Source organism: Nocardiopsis sp. LOL_012, from assembly GCF_048060475.1.
Taxonomy (GTDB): Bacteria; Actinomycetota; Actinomycetes; order Streptosporangiales; family Streptosporangiaceae; genus Nocardiopsis.
Map to the genome: position 1 here is coordinate 53,029 of NZ_JBHMIV010000013.1, position 26,379 is coordinate 79,407.

Genomic DNA, 26,379 nt, shown 5'->3' on the forward strand with positions numbered 1-26,379 from the left:
GTGACGCCCCCGGGTTCCGTGTCGCCCCGCACCCCCCGTTCCCCACCCCCAGAGGGAGAACCGTTGAGCTACGACGTCGTGGCGCTGGTGACCGAAGAGCCCAGCGCCCCCGCGCTCGCCAAGGCCCTGACCGGCCTCGACCCCGACCTGCCGTTCGGCCGCTACCAGAAGACCGGTGTCCTCCAGGTTCGCGGCGCGGACGGACGGCTGCTGGTGACGATCGAACCGGGACAGCGGATGGAGACACGCGGCGAGGTCGAACGGCTGCTCGGGGAGGAGGCCACAATAGGTCTTCCCGCCGCGTGCTGGTGGGTGGAGCTGCGGGCGCGTCCCGACGGGCCGGGCCGCGAGAGCGCACACCGGATCGCCGACGCGCTCGCCCTGCGCCTGGGCGGGCTCGTGTGGGCGCCGCCGTCGCAGGGATGGGCCGGCGATGGCGACCTGTGGGAGGAGACCGCACATCCGACGGTGGAGCGCACCGCGCGCCGCGCTGTGGTCGTCGCCCAGGACCGCGAGGTGGTGGGGTTCTCCTCGTGGCTCAACGACGCGGTGGGGACCTACGGAGCCGAGCGCGCGATCCAGGTCCTCACCCCGGCGGCCTCCCGGCTGACCTACGCACTGCGCACCTTCCTGGCCGGACCACTCGGCCGCTGGGTGGTGCGCGATGCGGACGGCACCCACTTCGACGGTTTGACCGGGCTCCCGCTCAGATGGGACGACACGCACGGCTTCGTTCCGGAGCGCGCCGACCTCGACCGGGTGAAAGAGGTCCTGGAAGAAGACCGCGGGTCACGGGAGCGGCAAGGGGCGAAGGGTGGGAGCGCCCCGGCCGTCGCGGTACCCGTGTCCGGCGCGGCGGAGGAGGACGCAGGCGTCGAGGCGCAGCCGGGCTTCCTCTCCGCCGAGCCGATGGAGACGCAACTGCTGCTCGACCTGTCGGTGCTGCACCGTGACGCGTCCGGTGCGCGGCTGGGGACGGCGGTCGAGATGCTCACCGAGCGCCTGGCGGGGACGCTGCCGGCCGGGTGGGGTCCGCACGAACCGGCGCTCGCCGCCTGGGACCGGGACCGGTTGGCGGGGTTCGTGCGTGAGCGTTCGCCCCGCCGCACCCTCGTGCACATCGTCGGGCCGCACGGTGTCGGCCACCCGTTCACGGGGACGCTGCGTGTGGAGAGGCGGGGTGAGCGGGTCGGCGAGCGGCTGTCGGTGGCGATCGGTTTCGAGGAGGAGGGGGACGTACCGTTCGGCGCCCTGCGGGGCCTGGTCGAGTCGCTGGCCGCCGAAGGGCTGCTGGAAGGGCTCCAGGTGAGGCGTGTGCGTGGGCGCGGCGATCTGACCTACGAGCCGCGCTGGGCGGGGCTCGTGGTGCCGGTCGGTCTGGCGGTCGGCCCGGAGCGGGTCGAGGGGATGGGGTTGCGCCGTGCGCAGGCGGGTCCCGTCAAGGGCACCGTCGTCGGGGAGAGGGGCGGCAGGTCGCTGTGGTTCCCGGTACTGGGCACGGCGGAGTCACCCGCGCGGGCGGTGCGGCTGGCCCACGCCCAGTTGCGGCACCTGGCGGCGGCCGGCCGGGCCTGAGCCTTCAGGCGCCCGCCGTGCCCATAGGTCCCCGGAGGCCACCGAGGCGCGGGTGGTGCGCCTTGGAGGATGTGGCCCGCCCACTGGTCCTCAGACGAGCCGAACGCTGCGATTCAGGTCCCAGCAGCGATTTTCACGTCTGGTGCCCCGTTGCCATGGAACCACTCGGCCAACTCCGGACCGCTGACGATACGGGGGTCATCTTCCGTGCCGATATCGATCGTTCCTTTAACCCAGCCACCGGCTCCAACCACCCTGCACTCAAGGACTTTGGTCCCCTTGAAGACGGTCGTTCCGGAAGGTTCACCTGGGCCGAACCAAGCGCCCGACAGATCTGATCCACGTAGATCCGTCCCGTGCATCCATGCTGCGTTGAGGTGAGCCTCCTTAAAAGATGAACCGAAAAGTTCGGCACGATAGAACTTAGCGCCGACAAACGAGGCCCCGGTGAAATCTGCTTCCCTCGCTTCGCACTCTGACAGGTCGGCCTTTTGGAAATTAGCCTTGACGAATTTCGAGCCGTCGAGAACGGCTGCAGTGAGCTCCGATTTTGAGAAGTCACACCCACTGAACACGCAGTCTCTGAGATCCGCTTGAATGAAATGCAGGTATCTCATGGGAATTCCCGAAAGGTCGGCCCCCCGCAAGTCCATCGTGGACGCACCGAGTTCCTCACCTCGAGCCCCTTGGGTATTCAGCCAGTCGATGTATGACCGAACGACCGATGCAGCTTCACGGTCAACCGGCAGAGCAACGGCCTCATACATTCTTCCTGTCTCACTATCCCTCTTCAACGATAATCACTTTCCCGAGCCATTCAGGATTATTGCCCATGACATCACGCAAGGAATTCAGATTCTCCGGCGCCGATATACCTGAAATGTCAAGGAGTACATTCTCCCCATTGTCGAGTTCCCCCCGAATCTCATTCTCTATTCGATCAATATCAAACCCGCCCCTCATACCCGGAGGCATAGGCTGGCCGGCCCTCGGGCCGGATGGGAAGGTGTCCCGGAATCCCTTGATGTCCCAGGCTTGCCCACCGGCATCAACGATATCACCCTGGTCTCGCTGGAATGCGGGGTCAGAATTATCGATTTCCGCGCGCTGAATGGGCCCAGGCACCAGACCTTGTCGCTCCGCCGCCAATCCAACCTCGGCTTCCCTCCTGGCTTTGTCCAGTTGTCGTTGGGTCGGATTGTCGTTCTTCTTGGCCGGGTCGTCCATGAGTTCTTCAATACGGGCCTCGTAAGCCTCCGTCCCCGGTTCCGGACTCTGATAATCAGAGGAATCCGGATCTGAGCTCCCAGGACCAGGACCTTCGGACGAATCGTTGTCACGATCACCGTCGCCGTCACTGTTGCCATCGGTGTTGTCATCGCCGCTCGGAGGCTTGTGCGGGTCTCCGCCATGACCGCCGCTTCCGGTGACAGTCTCTGGGGACTGGTCCTCCTCTTCTTCCTTCTGCTCGTCGCGCTCGGCCGGACCGTCGCGGCTCTCGTCTCCATCATCACCGTCGCCGCCTCCGGTGGCGGGACGGTCCCGGGGCGGCTCGTCGCCGCCACCGCTCCCGCCGGAGCGCTCGGGCTCGGGGGCACTCTCGTCGCCTCTGGGGCCGGGCTCCCCGTTCCCAGGTCGCGGTGACAGGTCCGGACCCGGATTCGGCGTCGGGCTCGGGTTGGAGCCCGGACTCGGCGTCGGAGTAGCCCCGGGACCGTCACCCGTGTCGAGGTCGAGGTCCAGGGCCGGCAGCAGATCCTCGAACCCTCTGCCAGGCGACTCCCCGTCCAGGTTCTCCAACAGGTCGCCGAGGTCGAACCGGCCCCCGGCCAGGGCCGCCGGGTCCAGCCCGGCGAAGCCGCCGCCGTCGACGTCGGTGTCGAACCCGCCATCGGTGCCGTCAGCACCGTCGCCGCGCCGGCCCAGCACGGTGCGCAGCACCCGCAGCGGACCCGAGACGGGCAGGGTGCCCACGTTGATCACGACCACCCCGGTCGCGTGCGGGTTGTTCTCACCCCACTCCGACCACGCGAAGTAGTCCTCGCGCATCAGCGCCCACTCGGCCGCGGCGTTGTCCCGCTGGGTGTCGGCGTCGTAGCCCCAGTAGGGCTCGCCGCCGAAGGGGTCGAGCAGCCAGCCGTCCTCGCCGTGCAGCCCCACCAGCGCTGCGGTGCCCTCCAGGCTGCCCTGGAGGTACTCGCCGGTGTTGGCCAGCCGCTCGTCGAGCCGCAGGGTCCACCCGCCGGAGGGCGACCAGATCCCCAGGAAGGAGACCACCTCGACGCCGGTGCCCCAGCCGATGTCGACGAAGACCGTCTCGTAGACGCCGGTCAGGTACCCGGTCGCCCAGTCCGCTGGCCAGGGCGGGCCGCCCTCGCGCAGCCACACCCACTGGTCGGCGGCGAACCGCGCGGTGAGGTCGAAGAACCCGGTGGTCTCGGCCCCCGCGTCGGAGGCCATCCCGTAGGGGATCTCGTCGGCGGCGCCGGTGTAGGCGTCCGGTGCCACGTAGGTGGGGCCGTCGGCCAGAGCGGAGATGCTGTTGGCGCAGGCGGTCTCGGCCTCGGTGTAGGCGCGCCAGGCGGCGTTGACCTCGTTCTTGATCTCCAGGTTGTCCCAGAGCGCGAGCGGATCCTTCATCCACCACATCGCGGCGTCGGCGTCCACCCTCTCCCGCAGGGCCAGGGCGCGCTCGCGCAGCCCGTGCAGGGTGGTCTGGGCGGTGCGTACGGCGGCGGCGAAGTCGTCGAGGGCACCGGCCACCGCGGCCAGGTCCGACTCCACCTCCTCGGCGGTCTCGACCACAGGGTCCATGGCCGCGAAGAGGTCGTCGGACTCGGGGGCGGTGTAGTGGGCGCGCAGGCCCCGCCAGGTGGTCCGGGCGTCCTCGGCCAGCGTGTCGATCTCCTCGCCGCCGGTGCGCAGGTCGATGGCGGACTGCTCCACGGTGTCGGCGTCGGCGAAGGGCGAGGGGATGCGGGCGGCGTCGATGAGGCGGAACATGTTGGAGTCCACCCCTTCTTGCGGGGTGCTGAACGCGAAGTCGCTCACTCGGCGCCGCCGTCGCCGTCGAGGTCGAGGTTGTCCGCCGTCCCGGCGTTGCGCTGGGCCTCCAGCGCCATCTCCTCGTTGCCGTCCATGTAGGCCTGGGCGGCCTCACCGGCGCCGACCACGCACGAGAGGCCGGTGATCAGCATCTCGCCGGTGCGGCCGTTGTAGGTGCCCAGGAAGCGCAGGAGTTCGGCCTCCACGGGGGCGCTCCTGACGGCCTCGACCGCGTCGGCGATCTCCTGGCCGGTGGTCTCGGCCTGCTCGGCCAGGCCGCCGCCCGCCTCGTCCACGCCCAGATCGGCACCGGTGTTGGTGAGCACGGTGGACACGCCCGGGATGTCCAGGTCCCACGCGCTCATCGGTCTCCGTCCGTTCTGTGGCGGAAGCGCGCGGGACGGAACACCTCAGCGGTCCCGGGTTCGGTCTCGGGAGCGGCGGGGGCCTGTTCCATGGCCTCGGCGGCGGCGCGGGCGCGCAGGTCCTCCACGACGGTGCGCACCTGGGCGATGGCCCGGTTCAGGCGCCTGCGGCCCAGTTCACCGCGGACGTCTCCGACGTGGGGGAGCTTGGGGATGCTCGGCCGCACGGCGGCGCGGCGGCGGGTGAAGGCGTCGACGCTCTCATCGGCGCCGGGTTCGGGTTCGGGGGGTGGGACGAGGTCGAACTTCATCAGGAGGGCTCCCGTTCGGCAGTGGGGGATGCTGTCGCGGCGGGTCGGGAGACATGATGCACGAGGGGTCGGACGCAGCGCATCGCCGTTCTCACGGAGGGTTTCGGTGTTCGCGCACGTCACAGCGGCCGGGGAGGGATACCGCGGGGTTTGGCCGCATCCGGCCACGGCCGGTGATGTGGGTCACCCCGCAGGGGTCGGGGATCGCTTCAGAGCGAAACCACGGGCCGATCGTCTCAGTGCGAACCCCGCCGGGCACCCGGCCGCGAACCGGGCCCCGGTGTCACCACCGCCGTACGGTCTCCGCCCGCTGGCGGGGGACTCCGGGGGCGTCCGCGGCGCGCGGTCCGCGCTCCTGCCCTCCGCGCTGCTCCCCGGTGACCTCCAGGTCGTCGAACTCGAAGGCGGGCGAGGCCACGGCGGTGGCCAGGGTCTCCTCGGCGGTCATCGGCCGCAGCGTCTGCCACACGCCCGGCGGGACGTGCACCTGGAGGTACTGGCCCGCTTCCACGTGCGGCCCCAGGATGTACCTGTGCTCCGTCTCCGGCCGCTGCCCGTCCCCGCCGAGTTCGATGATGGCGGGACCGCCCCGGGCGAAGGACCAGAGCGCCCCCTGCCTCAGCCGGTGCCAGCGGCACCGGTCGCCGGCGCACAGCAGGTACTGCATGGCCGAGGCGGTCTGGCGCTCGCCGTCATAGCCCGGCGGGCATGCGGACACCCCGCTGGACCAGGTGTGCCGGAACCAGCCGCCCTCGGGGTACGGGAACAGGTCGAGGGCCTCGGCGGTGGGTCCGCGCTGGTCCACGGAGGTGAACACTCCCGGGGGCTCGCGGCGCAGGTAGCGCACGCCCACCACCGACTCGCGGGGGATGGGGCCGTAGATGTGGGGGAAGGGCGTGTCCTCGTCGGGTGCCGTGCCGCCGGGCGGGTCCACCAGGGTGATGTGGCGGGCGGGCACTTGCCAGTGCACCTCGCACGAGAGCCGCAGGGTGTCGATCACCAGGACGCAGAAGGGCTCCTTCACCTGGTGGTAGAGGGTGTTGGCCACGGCCAGCATGGCGTGCTCGTTGGGTGAGGCGTAGACGAACCCGTCGGTGTGCAGGGTCTCCGGTTCCAGGTCCCCTGTGCCGTGCCGCCAACGGGACAGCTCGGTCATGTGCAGCACGTAGTTCATCGCCATCAGCCCCGCCACGCCCCCGGAGGGAACAGGAGTCGCACCCGCCCCTTTTGTGCCCTCTTTCCCGAATTTACCGAGGCGCAACCCTGCCGGAGCGGCGGCGGTTCACCCCAGGCGCTCCACTGCGCCATCCACGGCCAGTTGCAGCCGACGGCGCAGCGCGGCACCGCCCTGCCGGTCGGTGCGCACCTCCACGACCCGCAGTCCCTCCCCCATCAGCGCCTTGGGCAGGTCCGCCGCCCACTCCACGCGCGTGTAGGGCACACCGGACACGGCCGCCACCTGCTCCATCGACACCCCGTGCGGGGTGCCGAAGACCCGCTCGAAATCGGGGTGCCCGGCCTGCTCCAGCCCGGAGAAGATCCCGCCGCCGTCGTTGTTGACCACCACCACCGCCAGGTTGGGCCGCGGCTCACCCGGTCCGATGATCAGACCGTTCTGGTCGTGCAGCATCGCCAGGTCGCCCAGCAGCGCGAAGGCCGGGCCGCCCCCGTCCCGCTGGTGGGCCAGCGCCGCACCGACCGCGGTGGAGACCGTCCCGTCGATCCCGCTCACCCCGCGGTTGCCCACCAGGCGCACGCCGCACCGGGACCGCATGGTGGCGTCCAGGTCGCGGATGGGCATGCTCGACCCCGCGAAGAGCAGCGAACCCGCGGGCGCCTGCGAGGCCAGGTCGCGCGCCAGCCGCGGCTCGCTCACCCACTCCTCGCCGTCCAGCACCCCGTCCAGGGCACCCCGGGCCGCCTCCTCGGCCCGCCGCCAGGAGCGGGACCAGTCGGTGCGCCGCGGCGCGTCCCACGAGACCCCCTCCGGGGGCGCCACCGCCGCCACCACGTCGGTGGCGGTGCGCACCGGGTCGGCGAAGGCGTTGCCCAGGGCGGCCCGCGGGTCGCCCGCCGCTCCGGCCGTCACCACCACGTGCCGCTCCGCGCGGCGCAGGAACGCCGACACCTGTCTGGACAGGTTGGGGCGGCCCACGCTCACCACGAACTCGGGGACGTGGCCGGCGGCGAAGGCGGGACAGGCCAGCAGTTGGCGGTAGGTGGAGATTGATCCGTCGCGGCGCGCGTTGGAGGTGGGCTCGGCCAGCAGCGGCCACCCCGTCAACTCGGCCAGCGCCAGGAACGGCACCGGATCGTAGTCGCCGTCACCGCACACGATCACGCCCCGCTCGCACCAGGGCAGGGCAAAGGGGACCGGCTCGGAGCGCGGGCCGGGACGGGCGATCCACGGACGGCCGCCCTCCCGCCCCTCCAGCGGCTCCGTCCAGTCCACCGGGCCCGGTTCGTCGGGGGTGAGCGGGTCGCGGAAGGCCACGTTGACGTGAACCGGACCGGGCCGTCCCCCGGAGGCGGCCCCCCACACGCGGCAGGCCAGCGAACGCCAGTAGGCCACCATCCCGGGCACCGCGTCGGCCGTGCCGACCTCGGTGAACATGCGCACCGCGCCGCCGTACAGGCCGATCTGGTCCACGGTCTGGTTCGCGCCGGTCCCCCGCAGCTCGGGCGGGCGGTCCGCGGTCAGCACGAGCAGGGGCACACCGCTCTCGTCCGCCTCCAGGACCGCCGGGTGGAAGTTGGCCGCCGCCGTCCCCGACGTGCACACCACCGCCACCGGGCACCGCGAGGCCCGCGCCAGGCCGAGCGCCAGGAAGGAGGCCGAGCGCTCATCGATCCGCACGTGCACGCGCACGTCGGGGTGGGCGACCAGTGCCAGCGCGAGCGGGGTCGAGCGCGACCCCGGTGCGATCACGGCCTCGGCCAGCCCGCAGCGGACCAGTTCGTCGACGAGGACCCGTGCCAGGGCGGTAGAGGGATTCATCAGCTATGCGGGACGTCCCCCGGGCCTTCGGCCCGGGGGCACGGGCGCCCCTGCCTCCTTGCGGGTCGTGTACTCGTAACTGCTTCGTGGGGGGCGAGGACGCGGGGTCCGACCTCCAGTGAACCGCCTCCACATTGGTCCTATGACAGGACGTCCCACCTTGGGCCCTGTCAGGACTGTACGGGATCACCCGCCGCACGGGCGGCCTCCGCCCTCCTGCGCCAGGCGGACGCGTCGGTCTCCACCGCGCGCAGCCGCCACTCGTCCACCGACACCGCGCGCACCGGGAGGAACCCGTCCTCGGGCAGCAGCGGCTCGGCGGTGACGTCGGCGGTGAGCATCTGCATGGTGGCCAGACCGCAGGCGTAGGGCAGTTCGGGAAGCGCCGCCGCCAGCGCCACACCGGCGGCCAGCCCCACGGACGTCTCCACCGCGCTGGAGACCACCACCGGCAGACCGCACGCCCGCGCCACCCGCAGGGCCGCACGCACCCCGCCCAGCGGCTGCACCTTGAGCACCACGATGTCGGCCGCCCCTGCGGCGCGCACCCGCAGCGGGTCCTCGGCCCGGCGCACCGACTCGTCGGCGGCCACCGGGACGCCGATCCGCCGCCGTACCCGGGCCAGCTCCTCCAGCGTGGCGCACGGCTGCTCGACGTACTCCAGGCCGAACCGCTCCAGCCTCCCGACCACGCGCACGGCCGTGTCCACGTCCCAGGCGCCGTTGGCGTCCACCCGGATCCGTCCGGCGGGCCCCAGGGCATCGCGCACGGCCGCCACCCGCTCCAGGTCCTCGCGGGGGTCCTGACCGCGCTCGGCGACCTTGACCTTGGCGGTGGCGCAGCCCCCGGCCCGGACGATCTCCGCCGCCCGCCCCGGTCCCACCGCGGGTACGGTCACGTTCACCGGCACCCGGTCGCGCACCGGCGCGGGAAAGCCCCGGTGGGCGGCCTCGTGGCAGGCCGCCCACCAGCGCGAGCACTCTCGCGGGCCGTACTCGGCGAAGGGCGAGAACTCCCCCCACCCCGCCGGGCCGCGCACGAGCAGGCCCTCGCGCACGGTGATGCCGCGGAACCGGTTGCGCAGACCGATCGCGAAGGAGCGCCCCGCGGCGGGCTCCCCCTCCGTCCCGGTTCCGGGGACGGCCGTCACGGGCGGCGCGGGAACTTGTCGAAGTTCGGGCGGCGCTTCTCCTTGAACGCGTCGCGGCCCTCCTGGGCCTCCTCGCTCATGTAGTAGAGCATCGTGGCGTCACCGGCGAACTGCTGCATGCCCGCCGCGCCGTCGCTGACGGTGTTGATGGCGCCCTTGACCATGCGCAGCGCCAGCGGGGACTTCTCCAGCATCTCGCGCGCCCAGCGGACGGTCTCGGCCTCCAGCTCGGCCAGCGGGACGACGGTGTTGACCATGCCCATCTCCAGCGCCTCCTGGGCACTGTACTGGCGGCACAGGTACCAGATCTCGCGGGCCTTCTTCAGGCCCACCGTCTGCGCCAGCAGCCATGAGCCGTAGCCGCCGTCGAAGGAGCCGACCTGGGGGCCGGTCTGCCCGAACTTGGCGTTGTCCGCGGCGATGGTCAGGTCGCAGCACACCTGGAGGACGTTGCCGCCGCCGATCGACCAGCCCGCCACCATGCAGATCACCGGTTTGGGCAGGCGGCGGATCTGCACCTGGAGATCGAGCACGTTCAGGCGGCCGATCCCCTGCTTGGCGACGGCGTCGTCACCCATGTAGCCGTCCTCGCCACGGATCTTCTGGTCGCCGCCGGAACAGAACGCCCGGTCGCCGGCGCCGGTGAAGATGATCACGCCGACCCCGGAGTCGTCGCGGGCGGCGTTGAAGGCGTCCTGCAACTCGAAGAGGGTCTGAGGCCGGAAGGCGTTGTGCACCTCCGGCCGGTTGATCGTGATCTTGGCGATACCCTCCGCGGTCTCGTAGATGATGTCGGAATACTCGCCCGACCGCTGCCACTCGATCACGCTGCTCACGACTGCTGTTCTCCTCAACCAGGCACTGGGGACGGCCGCGGACGCGGCGGGTCCACCGCGGGTGGGGCCGCGTCCACGCGCCAACCCTACGCATTGTGCCAGGCGGCCCCGCCCCCGTGGGCGCGCCCCCGGGTCAGGGTGCCTTGCGCTCCGAGGCGGGCATACGCTGTCCGGCGTGGCAGATTCGAACACCGTCGGCGCTCCCGCACCCGGCACCGGCTCCCCGGGGGGGCGTCCCCTGCGCGCCGTGCGCGGACTGGCGCCCGCACAGATCAACGGCCTGCTCACGCGTGCGCTCGACGGCGACGGGCCCGCCCTCCTCCCCGTCCCCGACGGCACCCCCGACGCACGGGTCGCGGACCTGCTCGCCTCGATGCGTCCGTCCTCGCTGCTGACGCCCGACGGGCTGACCGGCCTCTCCGGCGGCGCGCCCGTGCGCGAGGACACCGCGCTGGTCATCGCCACCTCCGGCTCCACCGGCCCCCCCAAGGGCGTGGAACTGTCCTCCTCGGCGCTGCGGTCCTCCGCCCGCGCCTCGGTGGCACGTATCGGGGCCGGGCCGGGCGACACCTGGCTGTGCGTGCTGCCCGCGGCACACGTCTCCGGCCTCCAGGTCATGGTGCGCGCCCTGGCCACCGGCGGCGAGGCCGTGCACGCGCCCTTCGACCCCGTCGCCGTGGCCGCCCTGGCCCACCGGCTGCGCCCGCACGTGTCCCTGGTCCCCACCCAGTTGCGCCGCCTGCTGGCCGCGGGCGCCGACCTGTCGGCGTTCGGCGCGATCCTGCTGGGCGGGGCCGCCGCCGAACTCGCGCTGCTGGCGGCGGCGCGCGACGCGGGGGGACGGGTGGTCACCACCTACGGCATGACCGAGACCAGCGGCGGCTGCGTCTACGACGGCCTGCCGCTGGACGGCGCACGGGTCCGTGTGGAGTCCGACCGCCCCGGATCGCCCGGCCGGATCCTGCTGTCGGGGCCGATGCTGCTGAGCGGCTACCGCCTGCCGCCCGGCGCGTCCGCCGACCCGGGCACCCTGTCCTCCGGCCCCGGCGGCCGCCGGTGGCTGCGCACCAACGACCTGGGGCGTCTGGACGCCGGGGGCCGTCTGCACGTCCTGGGCCGGGCGGACGGGGTGATCAACACCGGCGGCCACAAGGTCGTGCCGGAGCAGGTGTGCTCCCTGCTGATGGAGCACCCTGAGGTGGCCGACGCCGCCGTGGTGGGCAGGCCCGACCCCGAGTGGGGGCAGAGCGTCACCGCGGTCGTCGTGCCCGCGAACCCGGCCGCCCCGCCCACCCTGGACCGGCTCCGCGCGTGGGTGCGCGAGCGCCTGCCGGCCTACGCGGCGCCGCGGGTCCTGGAGGTGCGCGAGGCGCTGCCGCTGCTGGCCTCGGGCAAGCCCGACCTGGCGGCCCTGCGCACTCCCGCTGAGTGAGGCCGGGGACGGGTCCGCGCTCTCCGGCCGCTGCCCCGTCCGGGTGCCGGATCGCTCCCGGGCCGATGCGGGCGGGTGCCGGTCGGAGACGCCAGTTGGCTCAACTCCCCTCTCCCTTCCCCGCGCCGCCGTGCCGTCGGGGGCGGTCCAGGACCAGGTCGCCGGCGCGGGACAGGACCTGGAGCCGGGTCCGGTCACCGTGGTCGGCGGCGAGGAAGTGCGCGCCGATCGCGAGGCAGAAGGCGAGCAGACCGCGGGCCTCGACCTCGTCGGGGTCGGGGCAGAAGGTGCCGATCGTCTCGCGCAGCAGCGCCATCCGCTGGTTGTCCACCCGCCGCAGCCGTTCGGCGACGGCCTCGTCACGCCGGGACCAGTCACGGATCGCCAGGTCGATGGGGAGCAGGCGGTCGTCGGAGAAGGTGAGCATGCCCGCGAGCTGGGCCCTGTCCCTGGGGTCGCCGCCCTCGCGCTCGACCCGGTCGAGTACCTCGTCGACGCTTTCCCGCTCCCAAGCGTCCAACATCGCCTCCAGCAGTGCGTCGCGGTCCGCGAAGTGCCCGTAGAAACCGCCCTTGGTGACACCGATCCGCTTCGCCAGCGCCTCGACCCGGACAGCGTCCGGGCCGCCGTCGGCCAGAGCCCGCAGACCTTCCTCGATCCACCTCTCACGCGGCGTGCGAACAGTACCCACGATGTGCGCCACCCCACCTACCCAGCTCGTATACGCGGCCGTATAAACGGTATACCCTCGTTCTATACGTAAGCGTATACGCGGCGGGGGCGAATCCGGACCGCAACAGGCCCCCGCCCTTCCCTGAGGCAGGAAAGGCGGCAGCAGCCATGAGACTCCCCCACACCGCCCACACCGCCCGGCCGTGGCGGATCCACGAACTCACCCGCGACTTCCGACTGGAGGACGTGTGGGCGTTTCGCACCCCGGGCGCCGGGCCGGACGACTTCCCGGCGATGCTCGCCGCGCTGCGGGAGGCGGGCGGCCCCGAGCGGCAGTCCGCACCGGTCCGGTTCCTGTTCGCCCTGCGCTGGAAGCTCGGAGCCCTGTTCGGTTGGGACCGGCCGACGAACGGGGTGGGAACCCGCGTCCGTTCACTGCGCGAGCGCCTGCCCGCCGACCTCCGAAAGGCCCCGGACACCCCGGGCTCCGGCGGCGACCCGTTCACGCCGGTCTACGAACTCGACGACGAGCGCGCCAGCGAACTGGCGAACACGACCGTCCACACCGTCATGCACCTGGGATGGGCGCCGACCGACCGGGGCGAGTACGAACTGCGCATGGCCGCCCTCGTCAAGCCCAACGGCCTGCTCGGCAGAGCGTACATGGCCGCCATCGCCCCGTTCCGCCGCTTCGTCGTCTACCCGGCGCTGACGCGTCAGTGGGAGGCCGCCTGGCGCGACCGCCCGCGACCGGCGGACGGTCTGCGCCCCGGGAACCGTTGACGGTGGCGTGTGCCAGAGCACGGCCGTGGCCGGCCGCCCTCCCGGGTCGGCCCCCGGCCCGCCCCTGCGCCGAACCGGAGTTACCGGGCCACCGCGAACACATGGGACCCTGACCTCAGCGGGTGCCCGACCGTCGGTACCCGCACCAGGTGGCACCGGGGCCTGATCCGGTACGGACCGGGGGAACTTCCCTTCCTCCTCCGGCGTCTACCTGAGTATCCGGCCCCTCGTCCCCCGAGAAGGAGGTCCGCGGTTGGCTCCAGCCATCGACCCGCTCGATCCCGCCCCTGCGCCCTCCCCGGGTCGGCCGGATCATCCTCCCCGAGCGCGAACAGGCTTCTTTACCTGTTCACCGTGGCCTTTGGCCACCGATCGGAGCGTGATCCATGCCACTTCGAACGATATCCAATCGAGACAGGGAACATTTGACTCCCCGACACGTTGGACATATTGGCGCGTCCAGTCGGTGGGACTCCTCCGCCGCGTGCCACACGTCATGGAAGGGAGGGAGGTGCCCCGATGACGAGCACTGCCCCCGCCGCTCCGGCCACGACCGAAGCCGCCGCAGGCACCGCTCCGACCGAGGACCCGGCCGCCCACGCGGCCCTGTCCGAACTGCTCACCCACGGGCGCACACAGGGGAACCTGTCCCTCTCCGAACTGCGTACCGCTTTCTCCGCGGCCGGAGTCACCGCTCCCGAAGGCCGCTCCATCCTGCGTGAACTCACCAAGAACGGGGTCCGGCTCGCCAAGGGGGGCGACGACTCCGTGCTGGTGGCCGATCCTGACGCCGAGGACGACGTGCTGGAAGACACTCTGATCGCGACGGTGCCCGACTCCGACGAGGCGCCCAAGGCCGCATCCGGCAAGGGCGCAGCCCGCAAGGGCCCCTCCCCTCGGAGGAAGGCCCGCTCCACGCGGCGCGCCAAGAAGACCCAGAACACCAAGGCCGCCGAGCCCGAGACCAGCGGCGAGGCCGACCTCGACGACCAGTCACCCGCCATGGGCGACTCGGTCCACACCTACCTCAAGGCCATCGGACGGCGCCAGCTCCTCACCGCGGAGCAGGAGGTCGACCTGGCCAAGCGGGTGGAGGCCGGCCTCTACGCCGAGTACCGCCTGGGCCGGCACGGCGAGATCGACGGCTCCGTCGAGATGGCCCGGGCCGAGATCGAGGAACTGGAGTGGGTGGCCGAGGACGGCCGCACGGCCAAGTCCCACATGCTGGAGGCCAACCTGCGCCTGGTGGTGTCGGTGGCCAAGAAGTACAGCGACCGGGGCATGTCCCTGCTGGACGTGGTCCAGGAGGGCAACCTGGGCCTGATCCGCGCGGTGGAGAAGTTCGACTACACCAAGGGCTTCAAGTTCTCCACCTACGCCATGTGGTGGATCCGCCAGGCCATCCAGCGCGGCTTCGCCGACTCCGCGCGCACCATCCGCCTGCCCGTGCACGTCCTTGAGCTGCTGAGCAAGGTCAGCCGCCTGGAGCGCGACATGCACCAGGCGCTGGGACGAGAGCCCACCCCGGAGGAGCTCGCCCTGGAGCTGGACAAGACCCCGGCCCAGATCGAGGAGCTGCTGCGCGTCACCCGCCAGCCGATCAGCCTGGACTCCACGATCGGCGAGGACGGCGAGACCCGGATCGGCGACCTCATCGAGGACGTGGACGCCTCGGAGGCCTCCGAGGTGGTCGACCGCCAGCTCATGGCCGACCAACTGCGCAACGCGCTGTCGGACCTGGAGCCCCGCGAGGCGACGATCATGTCCCTGCGCTTCGGCCTCATGGACGGCCGCCCGCGTACCCTGGACGAGATCGGCAAGCACCTGGGGCTGACCCGCGAGCGCATCCGCCAACTGGAGAAGCAGTCGCTGTCCAAGCTGCGCCACCCGAGCCGGGCACGGCAACTGCTGGACTTCGCCAGCTAGGGGGAGGCCGGGGCCGCGCACGGACGTCCGTGCGCGGCCCCGGCCGTGTCAGGGACATCCCGGAGATTCCCCTGGCTTTGCGGCCGCACCGGGCGGTGCGGGCGCAGGCGGTGCCAGGATGGAGGGCATGACCGACACGCCCCAGCGAACCCAGGACGAGGTCGCCGCCGCTCTGCGGGCCGGCCGCGAACTCGGCCCCGAGTACGACGACGCCGTCGCGGCGTCCCTGGTCGAACGCATCGACGGGACGATCGACGAGCGCGTACGCCACCACGTCGCCCAGCACACCAAGGACGCCGACCGCCCCGGAATCCCCGCCAACACCGCGCGCTTCGTCCTGACCCTGGTGTTCATGGGGCTGAGCATTCCGCTCACCGCCATCGCCGGGGGTACCGCGGGAACCGTCGGCGTGGTCGTCCTGTGGCTGGGGCTGGTCGTCTTCTACCTCGTCTCCGTGCTGGGCCTGCGCCGCTGAGCCGCGCCCCTAGAGCAGGAACCAGGCCACCAGCGCCGCCGGTACCAGCACGACCACGGCCAGGACCGCCACCACGAACCAGGTGTGCGTGCGGCGCGGCCGGAAGCCGTAGCCCCCGTCGTAGTAGTGGTCCCCGTGGTAGTGCTCGTCGTCGGGGCGCCCTGGGCCCCGCTTCCTGCGCCCGCGGCGCGGACGGCGGCCGGGCGGCGCCGACTGCACCCGGTCGACCCTGGACCAGCCCGCCCCGGCCCGCTGCTCGCGCGGCGCACCGGCCGCCCTGTCCGAGGCCTTGCCGGACGTCCCCGGTTTCCCGCCCGGCACGGCCGGGCCCTTCCCAGCCGCACCCGGCCGCTTGCCCGGCCCGCCACCCGAACGGTGCACCGGCCGCCGGTCCATGCCCTTGCCCATCGAAGCCCCTTCGCCCGCCTGACGCCGTGCACGACGCTAGCGGACCGGGCCCCGCCGCGGGAGGCGGCGGCCGGTAACGGCCATATAAGGGACAGGCCGACGGCCGGGGTCACCCCTCCAGGACCGCGCGCAGGATCTCCACCGCCTCGTCGTGGCCGATCCCCACCCGGGAGATCACCTCGGCGTAGGCGCGGGCGGCCGCCAGGGCCTCCGCCCGCTGGTCGTCCCCGCCGGCCGCGACGAAGGTCCCCGAACGCCCGCGCGTCTCGACCACACCGGCCTGTTCCAGCTCCCGGTAGGCCCGCGCGACCGTGTTCACCGCCACCGACAGCTCACCGGCCAGCGACCGCACCGTGGGCAGGCGGTAGCCGACGGGCAGCTCACCGTTGGCCGCGGCGATCGCGACGATCGTTCGGATCTGCTCGTAGGGCGGTACCTTCGACGTCGGGTCGATGCGGATGAAATCCGCCATCATGCACTGCGCTCCCCACCAGGGTCCCTCCCCGCACCGCGGGGAACCGTGTCCGTCCGGCCGGACACCAAACTAACCGGCCCGGCCCCGCGCCCCCACCCGGCGGGGCTCACACCACACCGGCCACCCTGCGCGGAACGCGCTGGACACCGTGGAGGCGGTGCTCCTCCCGGGCGGTCAGCAGTCGCTCCGCCACCAGCGTCGCCTCGCGCACCTCGGGCCGGGCCAGGCGCTTGCGGCGGTAGATGGCGTCGCGGTAGCCGCGCGGCCCGACCAGGACCCGCTCACGCGCGTAGGCGGCGCGCATCGCCTCGGTCAGCGCCGTGTCCAGTGCCAGGCCGCAGGCGCGCAGCTCCGCGGCCGGCGCCTCCCGGTCCCGTGCCCCGGCCAGCGCCTCCTCGGCCCCGGCGACCGCCCGCAGCAGTTCGGGCAGGCGCCGGGCGCTCTCCTCGTCCTGCGCAAGGCTCTCACGCGCCTGTGTCCTGGTCTGCTGGGTCAGTGCCATGTCACCGTCTCCGTAACGCGAACCGTCGGTCGGGACTAACTCTAGAGGTGACGTAGATCATCGCACACCACTGCCGGGAACGCCGATGGTGGCGAACGTCGGCCCCTGCCGCCACACTGATCCTGGACACCGGGAAAGGAACATCAGTTGAGCAGGAACAACGCCGGCCTGAGTCGGGAGCGCATCATCCTCGAAGCGCTGCACATCATCAGCGGACGCGGGCTGGGCGGACTCTCCATGCGGCGCCTGGGCGACGCCCTGGAGGTCGAGGCGATGGCGGTCTACCACCACTTCCCCCTGGGCAAGGACCAGTTGTTCAGCGCGATCGCCGCCTACGTCACCTCGCCGCGACCGGTCCGTCCGCCCGAAGAGGACGGGGAGGGGGCCGAGCCGGAGGAGGCCGAGAGCGGCCCGTGGGACGTGCGCCTCACCGACTGGGCCCGCGCCTACCGCTCCCGGCTGCTGGAGTTCTCCGGAGCGCTCTCCCTGCTGGTCCACCGGGCCCCGCACACGCCCGCGGACACGGCGTCGCGCGCCCTCGTCCAGGGGGCGTTCCTCGACGCGGGCCTGTCCGGCGCCGACACCGTCCGCGCAGCCGAGGCCCTGTACTCCCACGTGCTCGGCTCGGTGATCCACCAGGTCCGGCACTCTGGAGCGGAGGACGCCCCCGACGAGGCGGAGTGCGAGGCGCGGTTCCGGTTCGGTCTGCGCGCACTCCTGCGCGGACTCGTTCCGGACATGTGAATTCCCTCCCCACGCGGAACCGGAACCGGTCCCCTGGCGTCTACTCACGTCAAGGGGCGCACCGCCACCGAAGACCCTCCCCGGCCCCCGCGCCCCGGCCGAGGAGATCGGAAGGCCTGACATGGTTCTCAAACGCCTGCTCGCGGGTATCGGTGTCGGCGGGGCCACCGTCGAGACCGTCCTGGACACCGACCGGGCACAACCCGGGGGAGCCCTCCGCGGCACCGTGCACGTCCAGGCCGGGGACGTGGAGCAGAAGATCGACCGCCTCACCGTGGGCCTCCAGGCACGTGTGGAGGTGGAGTCCGGTGACTACGAGAGCGTCCAGGACGTGGAGTTCCACCGGGTCCAGCTCGGCGGGGAGGCGGCCATCGCCCCCGGGCAGACCTTCTCGGTGCCCTTCCAGCTCTCCGTGCCCTGGGAGACCCCGATCAGCAGCTACGGGGGGCGCCCCCTCCACCACATGAACCTGGGGGTGAACACGCGCCTGGAGGTGGCCAAGGCCGTCGACCCGGGCGACCTCGACCCCGTGGCGATCGAGCCCCTGCCCTCCCAGGCGGCGCTCCTGGACGCCCTGGTCTCCCTGGGGTTCGGCTTCCAGCACGCCGACGTGGAGAAGGGCCGGGTCCTGCGGACGCGCCAGACGCTGCCCTTCTACCAGGAGTTCGAGTACCGCTCCCCCGGCCACTACCAGGGGCTGAACTCGCTGGAGCTGACGATGGTCTCCGACCACGCCGGGATGGACGTCGTCCTGGAGCTGGACAAGAAGCCCGGGCTGCTCTTCTCCGAGAGCCGGGACACCTTCCACAGCCTCAGCGTCGGCCACCAGGAGGCGGTGGGCTACGACTGGCGAGGCTACCTGCACCACTGGATCGGCTCCCTGGCCGGGCGCAGGCGCCTGCTCTGACCGGATGCGGGCCCCGCCGGGCCCGCATTCACCGGTCCGCCGGAGCACGGAGGCCCCTGCCGCGGCGTCGTCTCCGAGGCCGGATCAGCGGTACGGTTTGTCATATACCGCACACTTGTTCCTATTCCGACCCTCGGGTGAGAAGGCTGTCCCTCTTGGAACCCCTCCACTCCTCCGATCCCGCCCGTATCGGCGACTACCGGCTCTCCAAGCGCCTGGGAGCGGGCGGTATGGGCCAGGTCTACCTCGCCCATACCGCCTCCGGACGCGGGATCGTCATCAAGACCATCCGCTCCGAACTCGCCCGGGACCAGGGGTACCGCGACCGCTTCGCCCGTGAGGCCGAGGCCGCGCGGCGGGTCGGCGGCTTCCACACCGCCCAGGTCGTGGACGCCGACCCCCACGCCGAGCGTCCCTGGATCGCCACCGCCCACATCCCCGGCCCCACCCTCGCCCGGGCCGTCCTCGACCACGGCCCCCTGGTACCGCCGCCGTTGCACGTCCTGGCCATGGGGCTCGCCGAGGGGCTCAAGGCCGTCCACTCCTGCGACCTGGTCCACCGCGACCTCAAACCGAGCAACATCATCCTCAGCGGCGACGGGCCGCGCATCATCGACTTCGGCGTCGCCCGCCCCCTCGACGACGCCCGCGACATGACCAGGGAGGGCGAGGTCTTCGGCTCCCTGCCCTACATGTCCCCCGAGCAGGTCGACAGCGCCCGCGTCGGCCCCGCCTCGGACGTGTTCTCCCTGGGCACCGTCCTGGCCTACGCGGCCACCGGGACCAACCCCTTCGCCGGTGCCTCCACGATCGAGACCCTCAAGCGCATCGTCGGGCCCCCGCCCGTCCCGGTCGGGGTCGACCCGCGCGTGCGGGACCTGATCGCCGACTGCTGGAACCACGACCCCGGGCGGCGACCGACCCCCGACCAGGTCCTGGCCCGTTTCGACGCACCCGACCCAGAGGACTCCTGGCCCCCGCCCCACCTGTCCGGCGCGGCCACGCACCCTCCGGCGGAGACGGCTCCGGTCGCCCATCCCCCGCTCACCGATCCGCCGTCACCGGGAGCGTCCACACCCTCTCCGGGGATCGTGGCCCGGTGGGAGCCTTCGGCACCGCACCACCACCTCCCCGTTCCCATGCCCGCGGCCTACCCGGTGTCCAGGCGCCGCAGGACCTGGCTGCGGGCGGGACTCGCCGCCGCCCTGGTACTGGTCGTGGTCGGCGCCGCGGTCCCCCTCCTGCTGAGCCCGGACACCGAACCCGGCCGACGCGGCGAGCCCGGGGGAAGGTCGGCCACGGTGCTCACCGAGCACGACGGCCGGGTGCGCTCGGTGGCCTTCAGCCCCGACGGCACCCTCCTGGCCAGCGGCAGCGACGACACCACCGCACGCCTGTGGAGCGCCAAGACGGGCGAACACCTCGCCGTCCTGTCCGGGCACCGCGACTGGGTGCGCTCGGTGGCCTTCAGCCCCGACGGCACCCTGCTCGCCACCGGCGGCGACGACGCGACCGTCCACCTCTGGGACACCGGTACCGGTGAGAGCACCGCGGCCCTGAGCTGGCCGGGCGGCTCCAGCGCCTACATCCTCTCGGTGGCCTTCCATCCGGCGGGCGACACGATCGCCGTAGCGGGCGACGACGGCGCCGTGGAGCTGTGGGATACCGGAAACGGTGCGCGAACCGCCTCGTTCACCGGCCACAGCGGTTCCGTGAACGCCGTCGCCTTCGACCCCGAGGGCGGCCTCCTGGCCACCGCGGGCGACGACGGCACCGCGCGGCTGTGGGACGTGGGGTCCGCTCAACAGGTCGCCTCGTTCACCGGGCACGGCAACGGTGTGAACGCGGTGGCCTTCGGCCCCGGAGGCGGCCTGCTCGCCACGGCGGGCAACGACGGCACCGCGCGGCTGTGGGACACCGGAAGCGGCGACCCCGTCGCCGCCTTCTCCGGCCACGACGACTGGGTGCGCTCGGTGGCCTTCGGCCCCGGAGGCGACCTGCTCGCCACCGGCGGCGACGACGATACGGCGATCCTGTGGGACGTGGACTCGGCGACGCCGATCACCGTCCTCGAAGACCACGAGGACTGGGTCCGTTCCGTGGCGATCAGCCCGAACGGCAAAACCCTGGCGACCGCGGGCTACGACGACACGGTCCGCCTGCGGGGAACCGGGTGAGCGCGACGGCTCCGCCGGGGCGGCGGCCGGTCCGCTCCCGTTCCGGCGGAACGGACCGATGCCTTTACGTCGTAGATTCGATACTTTCGACGGGGCGGCCCCCCTCCAGACGCAGGCCCGCCCCCTCCCAGCGGCGGCGCAGCCACCGGTCGTGCGAGGCCGCCACGACCGCGCCGGGTGCGCGCCCCAGCGCCTCCTCCAGCTCCTCCGCCAGGGACAGGGACAGGTGGTTGGTGGGCTCGTCCAGCAGCAGCACGTCCGGGGCCGCCCCCACCAGCATCGCCAGGGCCAGCCTGCGCCGCTGGCCCACGCTCAGCTCCCCCACCGGCCGGTCCTGGTCGCGGGCGGCCACCAGCCCCAGTTCACTCAGGCGCGGCCGCCCCGGGTCGCCGTTCAGCCCCCCGTACAGCGAGCGGGGCGTCCGCCGCGGGTCGGGGAAGACCACGTCCTGCTCCAGCAGCGCCACCGTCGCGCCCCGCCGCCACCACACGTGCCCCGACTCCGGGCGCAGCAGGTGCCCCATGGCGCGCAGCAGCGTGGACTTGCCCGCGCCGTTGGGGCCGGTGACCAGCAGCCGCCCGTCCGAAGGCACGTCCAGGCGGGCCACCTCCAGCCTCCCGGGCACCACCAGGTCCCGGACCGCCAGGGCCGTGCCATCCGTGCCCGGGTCCCGGGTCAGTGCTCCGGCGAAGCTCAGCGGCCGGGGCGGCCTGCGCACCTGGCCGCGCTCCAGTTCCTCCAGGCGGCCCCGCGCGTCGCGGACCCGCCGGGAGACCTGGGCGGCGACCCGACCGCCCTTGTAGTCGTAGGCCATCTTCGCGTTGTCCCTGGGGCCGCGGCCGTGCGCGACCTGGCGCGCGGTGGTGCGCGCCGCCTCGCGCAGCGCCTTCACGTCCCTCTGCTCGCGCTGGTGGCGCTGCTCCCAGCGCTCCCGCTCCAGGCGCTTCTCCCGCAGGTAGGCGGAGTAGGCACCGCCGTAGTGGACCGGACCGTCCACCGCCGGATCCAGGTCCACCAGCCCCGTGCACACCGCGTCCAGGAACACGCGGTCGTGGCTGGCCAGCACCACCGCGCCCGGCAGGGAGCACAGGTAGCCCTCCAGGAACTCCATGGCCCGGTCGTCGAGGTGGTTGGTGGGCTCGTCCAGCAGCAGCGTCCCGGGGCGGCGGACCAGCAGGGCGGCCAGACCCAGACGGCCCCGCTCGCCCCCCGACATCCGCCCGACCCGCCGCCGCGGCGGGATCCCCGCCAGGCCCAGTCCGGCCAGCACGGTCCCGGCGCGGCGGCCGGCGTCCCACACCTCCAGCCGCTCCGCCTCGGACAGGGCCCTGCCGTAGGCGCGCAGCGCGTGTGCGTCAGCCGGGTCGGCTTCCAGGGCGGCGGTGGCCCCGGCCAGGCGATGCTCCACCTCCCGGGCGGGGGCGAGCGCCTCGGCCACCACCTCGGCCAGGGTGGCGTGGGGCGGATAAGGAAGTTCCTGGTGGAGGAAGCCGGTCTCTTCGGGACCGGCCACGGTTCCGGCGTCGGGCTCCTCCAATCCGCCGAGCAGCCGCAGCAGCGTGGACTTGCCAGCACCGTTCTCCCCCACCAGGCCGATCCTCTGGCCGGGTGCGGCGTCCAGGTCGAGGCCGTCGAACACCACCCGGGCGCCGTAGGCCTTGGCGAGTCCGCGTGCGCGCAGTACGGGGCCGCCGGATGCGGTCGGCGCCGTGTCATATGCGGTCATGGGCCGCCCTTCGTCTCAGGGCGGGTCTCGATGCCGAGCGCGCGGAAGCACGGTCCAGGGCTGGGAAAGCCGACACCGAGACCGCACCCGTGTGGGAACAGGGAGGCGCCGAGCGGGGCGAGGGCTCAGAGCCCGCAGGTGCGGGCGAGCGCCGCGCGCTCGGCGCGTGTGGTCTCGTGGTGTCAGCTCAGCATCGTGCGGCCAGGCTATCCGCGCGCCTCGAAGCGGGGCAAACGTTTTTCGGTGTCCTCTTCGGCACCGCGCTGTCCGGTTCGGGGGAAAGTACCGATGGCCGGTCCCCACGCGAACAGGGGACTCGGTCCCTATGCTCGTCCCACGCTTGCCGCCCGCCCCGTCCGGGGCCCTCCGCGCACCGAAAGGAACCGCGATGCCCGTTCTGCTGCCCTCGGTGGTGTCCGCCCACGTCGACACCGACCGGCTGCGTACCCACGTGCTGCACCTGGACCGCGGCGGCGAACCGGTCGTGTTCGTGCACGGCCTGCTCGCCTCCTCGGTGTTCTGGCAGCGCACCATGCTGGCGCTGCCCGAGCGCTACCGGCCGGTGGCGCTGGACCTGCGCGGGTTCGGCGACACCGAGCGGGCTCCGATCGACGGCGCCCGGGGCCTGGAAGACTTCTGCGACGACGTCGTCGCGCTGCTCGACGCGCTGGGGCTGGAGCGGGTGCACCTGGTGGGGTGGAGCATGGGCGGCGCGGTCAGCGCCACGGTCCTGCGCCGGGCACCGGAGCGAGTGCGCTCGCTGACCGTCGTCAACCCGGTCTCGCCGTACGGGTTCGGGGGCACGCACGGCGCGGACGGGGAGCTCAACCACCCCAGCGGCGCCGGTTCCGGCGGCGGGTGCGCCGACCCGGGCTTCGCCGCGCGCATCGCCGAGGGTGACCGCTCCGACGACTCGCCTTCCTCGCCGCGCCAGGTGCTGACCACCACCTACGTGGCTCCGGGCTGGCAGCCGGAGGACCCGTCCGACGTGGAGATGTACGTGGACTCGGTGCTGGCCTCCGCGGTGGGCGAGGACCACTACCCGGGGGATGTGGCCACCACCGAGGCGTGGCCGGGCGTGGCGCCCGGGCGCAAGGGGGTGCTCAACGCGCTGTCGCCGCTGCACATGCGCTGGGACGACCTGCCGCGGATCGACCCCAAGCCGCCGGTGCGCTGGATCCGCGGCACGCACGACGCGGTCATCTCCGACACGTCGATGTTCGACACGGCCCACCTGGGTTCACTGGGCGCCGTCCCGGGCTGGCCGGGTGCCGACGCCGCACCGGCCCAGCCGATGGTCGCCCAGACCAGGGCCGTCCTGGAGGCCTACGCCGCGGCCGGGGGCTCCTACGAGGAGCACGTGATCGAGTGCGGCCACACGCCGCAGATCGAGCGCCCCGAGGAATTCATGGCCGCCCTGCTGCCGCACCTGGAGGCCGCGGAGAGATAGGGAGTAGTGCACGCAGGCGACAGAAAGAGGCCCGCGCCGCAGGCGACCGTTGAGGGTGGCGGAGGGTGACAGGAAAGAGGCCCGCGCCGCAGGCGACCGTTGAGGGTGGCGGAGGGTGACGGGAGGGCGGGCCGCGCCCCCACACGGCCCGCCCTTCTCTCACCGGCCCCGCATGCTCCGGTAGCGCCGTACCAGCGCGGCGGTGGAGGCGTCCAGGCCCGGGACGTCGGCCCCGCCGGTCAGGGCGGGCTCGACCCGCTTGGCCAGGGCCTTGCCCAGTTCCACCCCCCACTGGTCGAAGGAGTTGATGTTCCACACCGCGCCCTGGACGAACACCTTGTGCTCGTAGAGGGCGACGAGCTGGCCGAGCACGGAGGGGCTCAGCCGCTCGGCGAGGATGGTGGTGGTGGGGCGGTTGCCCGCGAAGGTGCGGTGCGGGACCAGGTCGGCGGGCACACCCTCAGCGGCCACCTCCTCGGCGGTCTTGCCGAAGGCGAGCGCCTGCCCCTGGGCGAACAGGTTGGCCATGAGCAGGTCGTGCTGGCGGGCGAGGTCCTCGGGCAGGCCGGGGGCGGGGACGGCGAATCCGATGAGGTCGGCGGGCACCAGGCGGGTGCCCTGGTGCAGGAGCTGGAAGTAGGCGTGCTGGCCGTTGGTGCCGGGGGTGCCCCACACGATCGGGCCGGTCTGCCAGGTGACGGGGGTGCCGTCGCGCTGGACGGATTTGCCGTTGGACTCCATGTCGAGCTGTTGCAGGTAGGCGGTGAACTTCGACATGTGGTGGCTGTAGGGCAGGACCGCGTGGCTGTGGGCGTCGAAGAAGGCGCCGTACCACACGCCCAGCAGGCCCAGCAGGAAGGGCAGGTTGCGCTGGGGCGGCGCGGTGGCGAAGTGCTCGTCCATCAGGTGGAACCCGGCGAGCATCTCCCGGAAGCGCTCGGGGCCCAGCGCCACCATGAGGGACAGGCCGATCGCCGAGTCGTAGGAGTAGCGTCCTCCCACCCAGTCCCAGAACTCGAACATGTTGGCGGTGTCGATGCCGAACCGGGCGACCGCCTCGGCGTTGGTGGAGACCGCCACGAAGTGCTTGGCGACCGCGTCGCTGTCGGTACCCGTTCCCAGGCCCTCGGCCAGCCAGGCGCGCGCAGCGGTGGCGTTGGTGATGGTCTCCACGGTGGTGAAGGTCTTGGAGGCGACCACGAACAGGGTGCGGGCCGGGTCGGCGTCGATGAGGGCCTCGTGCAGGTCGGTGCCGTCCACGTTGGAGACGAACCGGAACTCCAGGCGGCGGTCGGTGTAGGGGCGCAGCGCCTCGTAGGCCATGGCTGGACCCAGGTCGGAGCCGCCGATGCCGATGTTGACCACGCGCCGGACGGGCTCGCCGGTGTGGCCGAGCCAGGAGCCCGAGCGCACGCGCTCGGCGAAGGCGGCCATCTCGTCCAGGACGCGGTGGACGCCGGGGACGACGTCGTGGCCGTTGGACTCGATGACGGCTCCGCGGGGGGCGCGCAGCGCGGTGTGCAGGACGGAGCGGTCCTCGGTGGTGTTGATGTGCTCCCCGGCCAGCATGGCGTCGCGCAGGTCCGCCACTCCGGCGGCCCCGGCCAGGTCGGCCAGCAGGTCCAGGGTCCGGCTGGTCACCAGGTTGCGGGAGTAGTCGACGTGCAGGTCGCCGACGTCGAGTGCGAACCGCTCGGCGCGTGCGGGATCGTCGGCGAACAGGCTCCGCAGGCGGGCGCTGCCGAGTTCGGTGCGGTGCTTGTCCAGTGCCGCCCACTCCCCGCTCCGGTCCAGCGGGGTGGCCGGTCCGTGGGGGCTCGTGCTGCCAGGCATCCGGTGGCTCCTCGTGATCGAAGGGATCGGTGTGCCGCGCGGTCGGTGTGTCCTCCGGCCGCCGTGCCGGTCCCGCTCGTGCGGCGGCTCCCAGCCTTTCACGAACCCAGCGCGGTCCGTACCGGTATAGACCACGTGGTCCGCGGGTGGGGGCGGACGGGCAGGGCCCCGAACGGCGGGACCGCACGGTCCCGTCACTGGAAACACCCGCCGCGACCAGGCATGATCGAAAGAGGAGGGATCGAGGCGAGGGGGACGCCCGTGACGGATCGACCCGAGGACTTCACGATGGACGGCACCGGTGGTGCCGGGATCGACGACGTGGACGCCGAGATGGACGTGGGCGCCGCCGACCAGGACTCGGCCGTGGCCGAGTACCTGCTCGACCACCCCTACGGGCACCGGATCGAGGAGTTGGAGGACCGCGGTGCCCTCGGCATCGGAGAGGAGCTCCGCAGGGAGCTGCCCGACCCGCGTCCGGACCCGGAGGCGGGCGGCCCGCCGCCCGTGGCGCGGCGGGAGGAGCTGGCCCGGCTGCTGAGGGCGGAGGAGTTCGCCGAACGGGCGCGCCGGAAGCGGGCGTGAGGC

24 protein-coding genes are annotated in these 26,379 nt (G+C 72.7%); 10 read left to right on the plus strand and 14 right to left on the minus strand.

The genetic code is table 11. The features are described from left to right. Positions 1-63: 63 nt before the first annotated feature. The gene (locus tag ACFHWE_RS10720) at positions 64-1,575 is read left to right on the plus strand and encodes a DUF6177 family protein (protein ID WP_416600716.1); all 1,512 of its coding nucleotides are present in this window, start codon (positions 64-66) and stop codon (positions 1,573-1,575) included. 113 nt (positions 1,576-1,688) lie between these two features. Here ACFHWE_RS10720 and ACFHWE_RS10725 read toward each other — a convergent pair whose 3' ends face one another. From ACFHWE_RS10725 to menB, 8 genes are all read right to left on the minus strand, one after another. Beyond that, positions 1,689-2,192, minus strand: coding sequence for a pentapeptide repeat-containing protein (locus tag ACFHWE_RS10725; RefSeq protein WP_416600718.1), 504 nt, complete (start codon positions 2,190-2,192; stop codon positions 1,689-1,691). A gap of 163 nt (positions 2,193-2,355) precedes the next feature. Beyond that, entirely contained in the window at positions 2,356-4,626 is a 2,271-nt protein-coding gene (locus ACFHWE_RS10730) for a hypothetical protein (protein ID WP_416600720.1), read from the minus strand. Beyond that, positions 4,623-4,985, minus strand: coding sequence for a DUF6507 family protein (locus ACFHWE_RS10735; protein ID WP_416600722.1), 363 nt, complete (start codon positions 4,983-4,985; stop codon positions 4,623-4,625). Before ACFHWE_RS10735 ends, ACFHWE_RS10730 begins: the two co-directional genes overlap by 4 nt. Continuing rightward, on the minus strand, positions 4,982-5,296 hold the full coding sequence (locus ACFHWE_RS10740) for a hypothetical protein (protein ID WP_416600724.1): 315 nt from the start codon (positions 5,294-5,296) through the stop codon (positions 4,982-4,984). Before ACFHWE_RS10740 ends, ACFHWE_RS10735 begins: the two co-directional genes overlap by 4 nt. Before the next feature lie 283 nt (positions 5,297-5,579). After that, positions 5,580-6,476: a cupin domain-containing protein gene (locus ACFHWE_RS10745; RefSeq protein ID WP_416600726.1), complete on the minus strand. Its 897-nt coding sequence runs from the start codon at positions 6,474-6,476 to the stop codon at positions 5,580-5,582. A gap of 102 nt (positions 6,477-6,578) precedes the next feature. Further along, positions 6,579-8,294, minus strand: coding sequence for a 2-succinyl-5-enolpyruvyl-6-hydroxy-3-cyclohexene-1-carboxylic-acid synthase (gene menD / locus ACFHWE_RS10750; RefSeq protein WP_416600728.1), 1,716 nt, complete (start codon positions 8,292-8,294; stop codon positions 6,579-6,581). Between the two features lie 170 nt (positions 8,295-8,464). Next, positions 8,465-9,445 carry an o-succinylbenzoate synthase gene (locus ACFHWE_RS10755; RefSeq protein WP_416600730.1) on the minus strand — a complete coding sequence of 327 codons (981 nt, stop codon included), beginning with the start codon at positions 9,443-9,445 and terminating at the stop codon, positions 8,465-8,467. Beyond that, a complete protein-coding gene (menB, locus tag ACFHWE_RS10760; RefSeq protein WP_416600732.1) occupies positions 9,442-10,281 on the minus strand; it encodes a 1,4-dihydroxy-2-naphthoyl-CoA synthase in 840 nt (279 codons plus the stop codon). The genes ACFHWE_RS10755 and menB overlap by 4 nt, the downstream gene beginning before the upstream one ends. Positions 10,282-10,528: 247 nt before the next feature. Here menB and ACFHWE_RS10765 point away from each other — a divergent pair, with 247 nt between their 5' ends. Continuing rightward, positions 10,529-11,713, plus strand: coding sequence for an AMP-binding protein (locus ACFHWE_RS10765; protein ID WP_416600859.1), 1,185 nt, complete (start codon positions 10,529-10,531; stop codon positions 11,711-11,713). A 100-nt stretch (positions 11,714-11,813) separates the two neighbouring features. On the opposite strand, the gene ACFHWE_RS10770 is transcribed toward ACFHWE_RS10765, so the two are convergent. Next, complete coding sequence (locus tag ACFHWE_RS10770; protein ID WP_416600734.1) at positions 11,814-12,404, minus strand: TetR/AcrR family transcriptional regulator; 591 nt, start codon at positions 12,402-12,404, stop codon at positions 11,814-11,816. A 149-nt stretch (positions 12,405-12,553) separates the two neighbouring features. On the opposite strand from ACFHWE_RS10770, the gene ACFHWE_RS10775 reads away from it, so the two are divergent. The 3 genes from ACFHWE_RS10775 (at position 12,554) to ACFHWE_RS10785 (ending at position 15,569) form a co-directional block, all read left to right on the plus strand. Then, positions 12,554-13,168 carry a DUF2867 domain-containing protein gene (locus ACFHWE_RS10775; RefSeq protein ID WP_416600736.1) on the plus strand — a complete coding sequence of 205 codons (615 nt, stop codon included), beginning with the start codon at positions 12,554-12,556 and terminating at the stop codon, positions 13,166-13,168. 519 nt (positions 13,169-13,687) lie between these two features. Beyond that, on the plus strand, positions 13,688-15,094 hold the full coding sequence (locus tag ACFHWE_RS10780) for a sigma-70 family RNA polymerase sigma factor (protein WP_416600737.1): 1,407 nt from the start codon (positions 13,688-13,690) through the stop codon (positions 15,092-15,094). A gap of 118 nt (positions 15,095-15,212) precedes the next feature. Beyond that, positions 15,213-15,569, plus strand: a complete 357-nt coding sequence (locus tag ACFHWE_RS10785; RefSeq protein ID WP_416600739.1) for a hypothetical protein — start codon at positions 15,213-15,215, stop codon at positions 15,567-15,569. A 9-nt stretch (positions 15,570-15,578) separates the two neighbouring features. Here ACFHWE_RS10785 and ACFHWE_RS10790 read toward each other — a convergent pair whose 3' ends face one another. From ACFHWE_RS10790 to ACFHWE_RS10800, 3 genes are all read right to left on the minus strand, one after another. After that, complete coding sequence (locus ACFHWE_RS10790) at positions 15,579-15,977, minus strand: hypothetical protein (protein ID WP_416600741.1); 399 nt, start codon at positions 15,975-15,977, stop codon at positions 15,579-15,581. A gap of 109 nt (positions 15,978-16,086) precedes the next feature. Then, positions 16,087-16,449 (minus strand): GntR family transcriptional regulator, encoded by a 363-nt coding sequence (locus ACFHWE_RS10795; RefSeq protein WP_028649479.1) that lies wholly within the window; start codon positions 16,447-16,449, stop codon positions 16,087-16,089. 109 nt (positions 16,450-16,558) lie between these two features. Further along, positions 16,559-16,954: a hypothetical protein gene (locus tag ACFHWE_RS10800; RefSeq protein WP_416600743.1), complete on the minus strand. Its 396-nt coding sequence runs from the start codon at positions 16,952-16,954 to the stop codon at positions 16,559-16,561. 147 nt (positions 16,955-17,101) lie between these two features. Between ACFHWE_RS10800 and ACFHWE_RS10805 the strand changes: the two genes are divergently transcribed. The 3 genes from ACFHWE_RS10805 to ACFHWE_RS10815 all read left to right on the plus strand — a co-directional run bounded on the left by ACFHWE_RS10805 (position 17,102) and on the right by ACFHWE_RS10815 (position 20,782). Then, complete coding sequence (locus tag ACFHWE_RS10805; protein WP_416600744.1) at positions 17,102-17,698, plus strand: TetR/AcrR family transcriptional regulator; 597 nt, start codon at positions 17,102-17,104, stop codon at positions 17,696-17,698. 121 nt (positions 17,699-17,819) lie between these two features. Next, a complete protein-coding gene (locus ACFHWE_RS10810; protein WP_028649476.1) occupies positions 17,820-18,605 on the plus strand; it encodes a sporulation protein in 786 nt (261 codons plus the stop codon). Positions 18,606-18,760: 155 nt separating this feature from the next. Continuing rightward, on the plus strand, positions 18,761-20,782 hold the full coding sequence (locus ACFHWE_RS10815; protein WP_416600747.1) for a protein kinase domain-containing protein: 2,022 nt from the start codon (positions 18,761-18,763) through the stop codon (positions 20,780-20,782). Positions 20,783-20,846: 64 nt separating this feature from the next. Here the strand turns inward: ACFHWE_RS10815 and ACFHWE_RS10820 are convergent, their stop codons facing one another. Then, a complete protein-coding gene (locus ACFHWE_RS10820) occupies positions 20,847-22,508 on the minus strand; it encodes an ABC-F family ATP-binding cassette domain-containing protein (RefSeq protein WP_416600749.1) in 1,662 nt (553 codons plus the stop codon). Between the two features lie 388 nt (positions 22,509-22,896). Here ACFHWE_RS10820 and ACFHWE_RS10825 point away from each other — a divergent pair, with 388 nt between their 5' ends. Further along, positions 22,897-23,958, plus strand: a complete 1,062-nt coding sequence (locus ACFHWE_RS10825) for an alpha/beta fold hydrolase (protein ID WP_416600751.1) — start codon at positions 22,897-22,899, stop codon at positions 23,956-23,958. A gap of 159 nt (positions 23,959-24,117) precedes the next feature. On the opposite strand, the gene pgi is transcribed toward ACFHWE_RS10825, so the two are convergent. Beyond that, entirely contained in the window at positions 24,118-25,791 is a 1,674-nt protein-coding gene (gene pgi, locus ACFHWE_RS10830) for a glucose-6-phosphate isomerase (RefSeq protein WP_416600752.1), read from the minus strand. A 261-nt stretch (positions 25,792-26,052) separates the two neighbouring features. Here pgi and ACFHWE_RS10835 point away from each other — a divergent pair, with 261 nt between their 5' ends. Then, positions 26,053-26,376 (plus strand): hypothetical protein, encoded by a 324-nt coding sequence (locus ACFHWE_RS10835; RefSeq protein ID WP_416600754.1) that lies wholly within the window; start codon positions 26,053-26,055, stop codon positions 26,374-26,376. Positions 26,377-26,379: the final 3 nt, after the last annotated feature.

What these genes read in the sequence shown, in the direction of transcription:
- ACFHWE_RS10725 (WP_416600718.1), bottom strand. Translation starts at nt 2,192, where the DNA reads ATGAGATACCTGCATTTCATTCAAGCGGATCTCAGAGACTGCGTGTTC.
- ACFHWE_RS10735 (WP_416600722.1), bottom strand. Translation starts at nt 4,985, where the DNA reads ATGAGCGCGTGGGACCTGGACATCCCGGGCGTGTCCACCGTGCTCACC.
- ACFHWE_RS10740 (WP_416600724.1), bottom strand. Translation starts at nt 5,296, where the DNA reads ATGAAGTTCGACCTCGTCCCACCCCCCGAACCCGAACCCGGCGCCGAT.
- ACFHWE_RS10745 (WP_416600726.1), bottom strand. Translation starts at nt 6,476, where the DNA reads ATGGCGATGAACTACGTGCTGCACATGACCGAGCTGTCCCGTTGGCGG.
- menD (WP_416600728.1), bottom strand. Translation starts at nt 8,294, where the DNA reads ATGAATCCCTCTACCGCCCTGGCACGGGTCCTCGTCGACGAACTGGTC.
- ACFHWE_RS10775 (WP_416600736.1), top strand. Translation starts at nt 12,554, where the DNA reads ATGAGACTCCCCCACACCGCCCACACCGCCCGGCCGTGGCGGATCCAC.
- ACFHWE_RS10780 (WP_416600737.1), top strand. Translation starts at nt 13,688, where the DNA reads ATGACGAGCACTGCCCCCGCCGCTCCGGCCACGACCGAAGCCGCCGCA.
- ACFHWE_RS10785 (WP_416600739.1), top strand. Translation starts at nt 15,213, where the DNA reads ATGGAGGGCATGACCGACACGCCCCAGCGAACCCAGGACGAGGTCGCC.
- ACFHWE_RS10790 (WP_416600741.1), bottom strand. Translation starts at nt 15,977, where the DNA reads ATGGGCAAGGGCATGGACCGGCGGCCGGTGCACCGTTCGGGTGGCGGG.
- ACFHWE_RS10795 (WP_028649479.1), bottom strand. Translation starts at nt 16,449, where the DNA reads ATGGCGGATTTCATCCGCATCGACCCGACGTCGAAGGTACCGCCCTAC.
- ACFHWE_RS10800 (WP_416600743.1), bottom strand. Translation starts at nt 16,954, where the DNA reads ATGGCACTGACCCAGCAGACCAGGACACAGGCGCGTGAGAGCCTTGCG.
- ACFHWE_RS10810 (WP_028649476.1), top strand. Translation starts at nt 17,820, where the DNA reads ATGGTTCTCAAACGCCTGCTCGCGGGTATCGGTGTCGGCGGGGCCACC.
- ACFHWE_RS10820 (WP_416600749.1), bottom strand. Translation starts at nt 22,508, where the DNA reads ATGACCGCATATGACACGGCGCCGACCGCATCCGGCGGCCCCGTACTG.
- ACFHWE_RS10825 (WP_416600751.1), top strand. Translation starts at nt 22,897, where the DNA reads ATGCCCGTTCTGCTGCCCTCGGTGGTGTCCGCCCACGTCGACACCGAC.
- pgi (WP_416600752.1), bottom strand. Translation starts at nt 25,791, where the DNA reads ATGCCTGGCAGCACGAGCCCCCACGGACCGGCCACCCCGCTGGACCGG.